Here is a 3,141-nt window from a genome sequence, read left to right as displayed (position 1 = left end):
ATTTTTACGCGGTTTTCAAAACTAGCCTACAACGTGTCGCGGCTTGCAGAAGTGGCGAACTTCGTAACCGATTATTTTCGGCTAAGATAAAATTTCTTGCGAAAGATAAACGTGAATTTACCACATATTTCGCCATTTTTGCAAACCGCTGTTGGTGGCAGTTTTTTATTCTATTGCTTTAATAAATTTTTTCATTTCTTCCATTTTACCAACTGTAATTCTTGTCCATTTACCTTGCTCTTCATATATTCTTCCTCCTTGAATATTATTAATATCTAATTGTTTGAAATAGTCCTTGTTATATTTTGCAAGTGAAAAATATATAAAATTTGTATTAGAAGAAATGCATTCACAATTTAATTTCTTGAGTTCGCTAATAGTATATTGTTTTACATTTTCATTTAGCAAATAGCAATTTGAAACAAATTTATCATCTTTCAACGTAGCTATAGCTGCAAGTTTTGATAGTACACTAACGCTATTATTTGTGTTGGATTGCAAATTTGATAGATTATCAATTATTGTTTTGTTAGCAATTGCATACCCAATTCTTGCTCCAGCCAAACCATATATTTTGGAAAATGTTTTGGTAATAATAATATTTTTATGGTCATTTACAATATTGCTTATGGATTGCTGTTTGGTAAACTCCAAATATGCCTCATCAATTAGTACAATAGTATTTTGTGAAATCTTGATTATAAATTCTACCAATGCTTCTCTTTCACAAATGGTTCCTGTAGGGTTGTTTGGATTACAAATATAAATAAGTTTTGTATCTTGGTTTACAGCTTCCAACATAGCTTGTAAATTAATTTTCTTGTCGGTTGTAAGTGCCACTTTATTTTTCGTTAAGCCTAAATTATCTAATGTAACTGTCCAATAATCATAACTTGGTTCTGCGATTACATAATTTCCTTTTTCTAGTGATACCAATTTTGCAACTAAATCTAAAATTTCAGTCGAACCTGCACCCAATAATATGTTTTCTTCTTTAACACTATTTTTTTTTGCAAGGTCAGAAATCAATTCTGTTCCAATATCCCAATTATATCGGTTGCTAATATCCGCATTTTCTACAAATGATTTCCTTGCTAATGGAGATGGACCATATGGATTTTCATTTGAGCGCAAAAAAATTAAGTTATTATCATTCTCAAAACTATTAATCAAATTTTCTGATACAAGTGGAGAAGCAAATGAATTGAAATTTGTAAGTCCAATACCAGCTACTCCAATTCCAATTTTTTTCAGCCAAAGTCTTCTGTTCGTTTCCATATTTTCTTTTTTTAAAATCAGTCCTTAAAAGAAATAATTTGTTACAACTGCGGTGTGTTAAAATTGCCACCAACGTTTCGCGGCTTTGCGAGGTTGCGAACTTCGTAACCGAGATTTTTCTGCTAAGATAATATTTCTTGCGAAAGATAAACGTGAATTTACCACATATTTCGCAATCTTGCAAAACCGCTGTTACCAGCTGGTTTTGATTTCTGTCATTGTAAAATCAAAATCGTCTTTTCCGATTGTTCCCTCAAATTCAATTTCATAGAATTTCATTCGTTCTTTTCCAATAGGATTTAATAATTTAAAGTTTGAATAAGACATCATTATATCAAGTTCTTTTCTGTTTAGCTTTGGCATTAAATCTCTTAAATGATTTAATTTGTCGACTCCATTTTCTCCATTTTCTGCTTCTACTTCACTATCCATTATTCCTCTTAATTCAATTAGTATTGGTTTGTGTTCCATACCAATATATTTTTCGATTTGGAATAAATTTAATTCAGTTGGAAGTTTAAAGTTTTCGTCAACTGCTTTAAATATTTTATATAAAAGTATACAATGTTCTAATATTTCACTTCCAAATCTATTCAAACAAGCATAAGTTAAAGCTCTTCCTTTTGTTACGCCAACATAAATTCCATCGTGTTTATAATTAGTTTTGAATGTTTGTCCATTTGGCAGTTTAAAATCATAAAATCTTTGTTCCGACATTGCTACAACTGCTTCTTGTAGATGTAAGTATTCTTTGTTTTCTAATAAACTATTTTCAGCTTCTTTTGTTAGAAAGCTTAATAATTCTAAATTTTTATATTTAAAATTTGGATTTATTCCACCAAGACCAAACTCAATAATAGAATCTAGAAATATTCTAGAAGTTCCGTGAAAATATCTAAATTCAAACATTTATCTTTCTGTTTTTGAGGTAAACTTGCTGGTAACGTGTCGCGGCTTGCAGAAGTGGCGAACTTCGTGACCGAGATTTTTCGGCTAAGATAAAATATCTTGCGAAAGATAAACGTGAATTTACCACATATTTCGCCATTTATGCAAACCGCTGTTAGCGGTTCGGTTGTTTATTTATAACGATTGTCTATTCTTATTTTGTTTTAATTCAGTTTCAAAAGGTTTTAACCTTAATTTTCTAACCATTATCTATTATATTAATTTTGCCTTTAAGTATTAAATATATATCACTTGTTTCGTGAAAAGTTAATCCTTTATTTTTAGCAATTTTATTTGGATGTGAATTTTCTGAAGTAGAAACATAAATCGTCTTTAAAGAAAAGAAGTTTTTCGAATCTAATTCTTTTTCATCAGTCTCTAAAAAAGCAACATACCCTTTTCCATTTCCAATTGTATCATATTTTTTAAATGTTCTAATTGTATCATACTTTAATTCTTTTTTTCCAAAAAGATTTTTTCTAATTATTGAATCTGTAGTAAGTATTATTCTTGATGTAAGAGAATGAATAAATATTATTGGAAATAATACAACGAAAGGCAACATAAATATTGCGATTTTCCATTCTCCATCTCTAATAAGTACAAAAGCAGACCATATTGCTAGACTTGTTATTACTAAAGAAATTAAAAACCAAAAATGAATAGTCATTGATTTGAAATTTACCGCATAATATATTTTTCTGCTATTATTCAATTTTAGAGTTTTATGTTTAGGTTTTACGATATTTTAACTAAAAAACAAGTGCTTTTTACTCTGTTTTTTCTGTCAATTTTTCTGCGTTCTGCTCAACTGACCGCTAACGTTTAGTGGCTTTGCGCAGTGGCTTTGATTTAGCACTGAACTCAACAAATATAAGACAAATATTGGTAAATCCGACAGGATTTTCCAAAATT

At 29.4% G+C, this 3,141-nt stretch carries 3 protein-coding genes; all 3 read right to left on the bottom strand.

Annotated elements, in window-relative coordinates:
• Positions 1 to 165: 165 nt before the first annotated feature.
• Complete coding sequence (locus G507_RS0109590; RefSeq protein ID WP_035666046.1) at positions 166 to 1,278, bottom strand: pyridoxal phosphate-dependent aminotransferase; 1,113 nt, start codon at positions 1,276 to 1,278, stop codon at positions 166 to 168.
• Positions 1,279 to 1,470: 192 nt separating this feature from the next.
• Complete coding sequence (locus G507_RS0109585) at positions 1,471 to 2,187, bottom strand: hypothetical protein (RefSeq protein ID WP_026717273.1); 717 nt, start codon at positions 2,185 to 2,187, stop codon at positions 1,471 to 1,473.
• A gap of 238 nt (positions 2,188 to 2,425) precedes the next feature.
• Positions 2,426 to 2,896, bottom strand: coding sequence for a hypothetical protein (locus tag G507_RS0109580; RefSeq protein WP_026717272.1), 471 nt, complete (start codon positions 2,894 to 2,896; stop codon positions 2,426 to 2,428).
• Positions 2,897 to 3,141: the final 245 nt, after the last annotated feature.

The organism is Flavobacterium gelidilacus DSM 15343 (assembly GCF_000422685.1).
Classification (GTDB): domain Bacteria; phylum Bacteroidota; class Bacteroidia; order Flavobacteriales; family Flavobacteriaceae; genus Flavobacterium; species Flavobacterium gelidilacus.
Note: the sequence above shows the minus strand (reverse complement) of the source record. Positions and strands in the feature narration are given on the sequence as shown.